Here is a 6,938-nt window from a genome sequence, read left to right on the forward strand (position 1 = left end):
TTAGGGCGACCAGACATTTTTATTGGCTCCTTTACTTCTTACATAAGTCTATCACATCTTTAAAAAAATGGTATTACAGCCGTTTTCAGCTAGGGACACAGCATTGCCGTTTTTCTACAGAAGATTGCCTATAATTTATATGTACCAGTATTTTTCATGATAATTAATAACTAATAACCAATAACTACTGACAACTGACTAATGACTAATGACTAATGACTAATGACTAATGACTAATGACTACTGACTTCTTTAAGCTAAGGGTAATAAAATTTCAAATTCAGTGCCTCTGCCTAACTCCGATCGCATTCTGAATGCACCGCCGTGTTTGCCCGTCACAATTTGATAGCTAACGGCTAAACTGGTTTCTTTGAGAGCGCGTTTTTCCGTAGAGAATGATTCTATGATTTTTTTGTACTTGCTAGGTGACATTCCTGGCCCGTTATCCGCTATGCAAACCGAAACCCAGCGAACATGAAGTTTGTCTAAATCCGGCGCAGGTTCGGGACAGCAGACTTGAGTTGTGATTTCAATTTTAGGCTGGCGATCGGCGTCTCTGAGTCCTCCACCTTTGAACTCTTTCGCCAATTCTTGACCGACTGCTTCATTAATTAATGTATGAATAGCATTGGTCAATATATTCATAAATACTTGGTTTAGCTGTCCTGCATAGCAGGGGACTGGTGGCAGGTAGCCGTAGTGTTTTACTACTTGGATTTCCCTAGTCAAACGACTTTTGAGCAGCAAAAGTATGCTGTCTATGTTGGCGTGCAAGTCGGTTGGTTTGGGATAAATATCGTCGATGTGGCAGAAGTTTTGCAAACTGGTAGCCAACTTGCTCAAACGTTCTGCTCCTGATTTGATGCTGGCAACAGTTCGGAGGAAATCGTTTTGCAAAAAGTCATAGTCGATCTCTTCTTTGAGCCGCGCTATTTCCGGCGGTGGGTCAGTACAATATGCGTCGTAAACTGAGAGCAATTCCATCAAGTTTTTGCTGTAGTCGCTGACGTAGGTTAAATTCCCCCAAATAAAGCCTACCGGATCTAAAATTTCGTGGGCTACTCCGTTGACTAAACGCCCTAAACTAGCCATTTTTTCGCTTTGAATCATTTGAGTTTGGGCTCTTTCGTAGCGGACTTGAGTTTCGATCCCACGAATTTGCCAGTAGGCGATGTTTAGCGCGTTAGGGTCTAAGAGGCGGTAAGATTGGGAGTCTATTTGGACGACGATCGGTTCTGCCTGCAATTCGGGCGATCGACGCAGAGCTTGTGGAGCTGCTGCCAAAATGGTTGTACTCTCTGGGACTAATAATATTTCGAGGCGAGCGTAACTGTAGAGAACTTTCAGCGGGAGGTGCAAAAATAGCTCTGGGCCTTGGGGTTTGAGCAAATATTCCAGCAGTTGCCTGCGGGATATCATGCCAGCAAACTCTCCTGCTTCCATCAAGACTACTCCCGGCACTAGGGGATGCTGTTCAAACATTTCGGCAACTGCCACGGCCAAGCAGCTCGATTTAACCTGAAATTCATACAGGGGCAAATCCCAGAGGGTAGACTCTAGGGAAAGGTCTTGATGACTGCCTTCGGAGAGTGAAGGGCCAATGAGTTTGGAACTGAATTTATTTGCCACTGGAAGTTTTAGTTGCCGAAACGCTGAGAAAGTGAATTGAGAACCTACTACTAAGCTACCCTATCATTTCACCGCAGGAGCGAACAACCGAGAATATTCTCAAGTTAATCATGTTGTGCCAACTATAGGCAGGAGAATTTCAAATTCAGTGTTCTTGCCTGGTTGCGATCGCATTCTCAGTTGGCCGCCGTGCTTTTCTGTGACGATTTGATTGCAGATAGCCAGCCCCATACCGGTGCCTTTGCCTGCTGGTTTAGTGGTAAAAAAGGTGTCAAATATCTGCTGGTGATTTTCTGGGGGAATGCCGGGCCCGTTATCGGCAATGCAAATTGCCGCCAGCTTGCCGTGTTCGGTTTCTATAACTTTAGTGGTAATTTCGATTTGGGGCTGCCAGTTGTCCAGGCACTCGGTCTGTATTTCTCGATCGGCTGCGTACTCTGTCAGGGCGTCTAGAGCATTAACTAACAAATTCAAAAACACCTGACTCAACTGACCGGAGTAGCCGCTAACTAGCGGCAGTTCGCCGTAATTTTTAACCACTTCTATGCTGTTTTTAAAGCGGTTTTTCAAAATTAACAGCGTCATCTCCACGCATTCGTGAATGTCTGTCTCGGCTGGTTTTGTCTCGTCCATGTGAGAGAAGTGGTGCAGCCCGTTAACTATTTTTAGCAATTGCGAGGCTCCCAACTCCATCCCTTCTAAGGTGATCGGCAAATCTTCTTGTAAAAAATCAAATTCAATTTCTTTTTTAAGGGCCTCTATTCGGGGGCACGGTGCCGAATATTCTTCTTCATAAACCGACATGAGCTGAAGCAAGTGTTCAAAATAGGACAGCAGAAAAGTTAAATTTCCCCAAATACAGTTCAGCGGATTTCTGATTTCGTGGGCTACTTCTGCTACAATCCTCCCCAAACTCGCCATTTTTTCTGTTTGGATGAGTTTTGCTTGGGTTTGTTTGTGGAGTAACTTATTTGTTAATTGGTGAATTCTTGATTGAGCGACCATTAATTGGTGTACGTCTAACAGCTTGTAGGTCTGAGGCGCTATTTCCACTACTACGGGTTCGTAAATTAATTCGGCTGATCTGTAAAGACATTCCGGGGCTGCTTCTACTATTAATTTACTTGCGGGAAGTACAAGTTCCTCTGGCCTCGCCAACTTGTACAGCACCTCTATTGGTCGCTTAAAAAACATTTCTACTCCGTAGCGGCAGTTAACTTTTTCAAAAAATAGACGCCTCGATATTATGCCGACAAAATTACCCCCATCTGTCAAAATGACGCCGGGAAGCATGGAATTTTCTTCAAAAGCCTGGGCTACTTCTTTTGCCTGTTGAGTTAATTCAATTTGGCAGTTGGAGAGTGGCAGGTCTAGGAGAGTTGATTCTAAGGAGAGGTTCCAAGTACAAAATTCAGGTATATGCAACACTGATAACTCCGAGCTAGTCTCACGCACAGCAAACATAGATGAAACCCCTGTTAAATATTATATTAATGGACAACTTAAGTTGCTCTTAATTCGTAACTGGTAATTCGTAGCGGTTAGTTGCTAATTTGTCAAATTACAAGAGCACCCTATGGGAAAACCCGATCGCAGTAGCATTGTCTGCTAAAGATTTTGTTTCTAAGTCAATATTAAACGATCTAAGCTTTTGTGTAACTTACGGAGTAGGCACTTTAAACTTTTTACCATGATATACCTGCGATCGCCTGTTTTCCGAAAATTTTAATATTTATAACTAATTATTGTGATAAATTATACCATTTTTCCAGTGAGAGAAGGGAATTGGAGAACCGCGAGCGGGTTATCAGTGAATATACGGGCATCCTTCAAGGGTTGGAGGGCCCGGATTAGCCATCGTCCAAGGGGCTTGAGACTCCAATTGTCAAGACTAGGGTCCAGGCCAAAGGAAGTTCGGCAACGGATTCGCTTTCTTCGGATGTAACCGAATGTAACGGATAGAAGGCTTTAGTTATCTAGGAGAGAAGGAAGAAGCAATCTTCCGCAAGGGTTTGTGGAATTAAGAACATCCTAACCGTCGGCCGCAGTTCCTATACAACTACAAAGAAATGCAACTTTAGGCAACTTCCGAATCTCGATAGTCATCAGTTTTTTGCAATCTGCAATCTGCAATCTGCAATCTGCAATCGTCTTAGGGTTCCACCTCCGGCCAGAGGCGTTCTAGCTGATACCGCCAAGCGGCGAGAGTATTTTCGCGAGACTCTCGCCCTAGTTCCATTTCACCCATCAATCCCTCTGCGTAGAAACGGTCTAAAGTCTGAAGGGTAGTTTCGACAGACTGCCCCTGCATCTTCGCAGCTTTGATGATTTGACGGATGCGGTTTTCTATCAAACCGTCGAAAAAGTCAGACAAACCTCTCTCTTGCAAAGCCAGCAGTCTGGCGACGGCGGCTGAGAAATCGGCGGCCGCGAGTGTGGCCGGGCTGTGCTGAAATACTCCCCACAAAACGTTTTGATGTAAGGCGTAGCGAGTTTCGAGGGTGGTGTCAAAGTTAGCTTCTAGCAGTTTATCAAGAAATGGTTGAGCTTCCTGGGCATCGGCGATCGGCAGCAAAATCCGCAGCCAACTCCCGTCTTCTGAAAGGAGGACTAACAGGCGAAAATTGGGGGTTTCTACTTGCCAAGAAGTGGCAGCAGGCATCTCAACACTGTCACCAAATAAGTCTTTAAGGGTATTGCTAATTTCTTCGGGAGTCATAATGATTTTAGATTTTAGATTTTAGATTTTAGATTTTAGATTTTAGATTAGTCACCAGTGATTAGTCAGCAGTGCTATCTCAAATCTAAAATTGATTTATGGTAGCCAGCGGGGGTGATAGCCGGCAAAGGGAAGTTCTTCTGGCTGTAGTTTTGCGGGAGAACCATCTGCGGGTATTTCTACTAAGGGTAGCAGCCAGAGGCGGCTGGTGGCGATCGACTGTCCGCTATCGTTGCGGGGACTGTCTGCTGCTGAGGGAGTTGCTGCTGTGACTGATTGGTCGAAAATTAATGCCAGCCCGTCGGGAGATAAACTGATTTGGGTATCTAATTGGTTGGGCAAAATCAGCAGCGGTTTGATGGTTCCTACCAAACGAGTACCCTCTTTTTTGAGGTCGATGGTGGCGATGAAAGGCTGTTCTTTGTAGCTTTCTGTTTTGAGGCGTTGGGCTAACAAACAGTAGAGACGCTGAACTTGGTTGTCTTCGTTTTTGCGGGGGTCGAAATAAACGGCCATAATGCTGCCGGGAATACGCAATATTTCTTGTTCTACACCTTGGTTATCTAAGATGAAAAGCGATCGAGTAAAGTCGCTGTTGTATTTAACATAGGCGGCGGCGGAGTTGTCGCGGGCCATGCCCAATACTTGTTCGTATTTTGGCAAAAATTCTACTGGGTCTGCTTCCGGTTTGAGGGGGACGATCGCTAATCCTTGTTTTTGAGATATTACCATCGATTTGCTGTCGGGGCGAATCATAAAATCTCCGCCTTGTTCATTTTCCAAGGGTCTGGGCGGCACTTTTTCTTCCACAATCCAAGGACTGAAATCGCCGGGATTGCGGCGGTTGACGCGCTGGACAACTATGATTTTTCCGTCGGCTGAGAGGTCGAATTTGAGGTTTTGGTAATCTTTGGAGTCTAAGATTTTGTCGATTCTACCGGCTGGGTATTTTTGTTGAGTTCCTGAGCCCGATTGGGGGTTGAGGCCGGTGGTGACTGTGAATAGTTCTTGATTGAGAGTGCCGCGAGTACGGGCGATCGATCGATCTGTGGCGGAGAATAAAATGCGATCGCTCTCAGGATACGGTTTAAAATCGGTAACGACTAAATCTTTGGGAGTCAGCGGTATCGGTTTCGAGTCGCTGCTGGTGAGATTGACTAGCATTAATCTGCTTTCTGTTTCGCCTTGGACGCCGATGTAAGCAAAAGCTCGATCGCGGCTGCGAAAGGAACTGCTAAACGGTTGCATTAGCGTTCCTTTATTTTGGTTTTTTTCTCCGAAATACTTGTCGGTTGCTCCGGCGAGTTTGACTGTGTAGGTAACGCCGTAGGGTGCTGGATCTTTGAGGGTGTAAGCCATGCGCTTTCCAGCCCAACTAAATTTACCGGGGAGGGGGGGTTCTAGCTTTAAGTTTTCCTCGACGGTGGACTGGTTCATCGGCCGAAAGAATGTGAGGATAAAGCCGGTATCTTCGGCGCCGATTTGTTTGTTTTCCCAGGTAAATTCTCGCACTCTGGGTGCTGTGCGATCGCCGCTAAGCAGCAGCAGTCCGATTAAGACGCTCAGCACTAGCATGAGGAAGATGGCCGTGCGGTCGATCGGCTGTTTGAATGGCAGAATAGCGAAGGGTGAAGGATTAATTTTTTTGTTAAAAATACTCACAAATCTTTCTCTCCTATGTCTGCTGAAAATTAACAACCACATTTTCCCTCTTAAATTTTACTGTCTTGGGCGCCCTCCCTGCCCCCGAAACCCGTTTTTTTTTACCAGGCGAAAGGGCTGCAACGAAGTATACCGATTTTAGATTTTAGATTTGAAATTTTAGCTTGTACGGTGCGTCATGGCTCAAAACTGCTTGCTCTAGAGTGGTATTGACGACCGTCGAGCAGCCTACCCTTGTGCCATTTGCGTCCAGGACTGTTTGAGTTTTTAGATTTTTCATCCTATCTCAAATATTAAATCGCCAATTGTGCGATCGGTTGAGAGGTAACGCTGGCGCTCTACTCATCCTACTAAATAATCATGACGACCTACTTATATCCCTTTCACAAATCCTTGACGATTGGTATGTTGGAACTATTATTAACCACTGACAGTGTATACGGCGATTGCTGTTCTGGATATAACTTATAATATTTGCTGTCGTAATGCCTGACCTCCCAATAGTTTAAGTTTGACGGGTGAGGCTTATATCTTGAGAAAAATTCCCAAATCCCAAAAGTGGCTGCACTCTCTAAATGCCCGACATTCGCTACTTGATTTTTGAAGATGCTACATGATTTTATCCACTGTTTCATCTGCTTTCTTGACAAGCATTAAAATCCTGAATGAAGATTGCTAAAGTCACCCAATTTTTCACCTTCTATCTGTACACTAGATAACTGATTCCACAACAGCGGCTGCTGTATTGTCAAATCAATAGATGTCTTGGTTCCTTGATACATTTCAAAACGGTTTGAGTAAAGAATAGCATTCTCATACCCGCTTTGTCGGTTAAAATTTTCTAACTTTTATACTGTAGTTTAGACTAAAAAATGAGCGCAGCTAAAAGTAGCTACCTTTGAATCTTAGGCAAGCTGTTGCTCACAAA

At 44.7% G+C, this 6,938-nt stretch carries 4 protein-coding genes; all 4 read right to left on the bottom strand.

What is annotated here, in order from left to right; translation table 11 throughout:
- Nucleotides 1-252: 252 nt before the first annotated feature.
- Nucleotides 253-1,629, bottom strand: a complete 1,377-nt coding sequence (locus tag QUB06_RS33535; RefSeq protein ID WP_333439036.1) for an ATP-binding protein — start codon at nt 1,627-1,629, stop codon at nt 253-255.
- Between the two features lie 108 nt (nt 1,630-1,737).
- Nucleotides 1,738-3,093: an ATP-binding protein gene (locus QUB06_RS33540; RefSeq protein WP_445251448.1), complete on the bottom strand. Its 1,356-nt coding sequence runs from the start codon at nt 3,091-3,093 to the stop codon at nt 1,738-1,740.
- A 688-nt stretch (nt 3,094-3,781) separates the two neighbouring features.
- Nucleotides 3,782-4,348, bottom strand: coding sequence for a hypothetical protein (locus QUB06_RS33545; protein ID WP_333439040.1), 567 nt, complete (start codon nt 4,346-4,348; stop codon nt 3,782-3,784).
- A 96-nt stretch (nt 4,349-4,444) separates the two neighbouring features.
- The gene (locus tag QUB06_RS33550) at nt 4,445-6,010 is read right to left on the bottom strand and encodes a hypothetical protein (protein ID WP_333439042.1); all 1,566 of its coding nucleotides are present in this window, start codon (nt 6,008-6,010) and stop codon (nt 4,445-4,447) included.
- Nucleotides 6,011-6,938: the final 928 nt, after the last annotated feature.

Origin of the sequence: Microcoleus sp. D2_18a_D3, assembly GCF_036702455.1 — a bacterium.
Lineage (GTDB): Bacteria > Cyanobacteriota > Cyanobacteriia > Cyanobacteriales > Microcoleaceae > Microcoleus.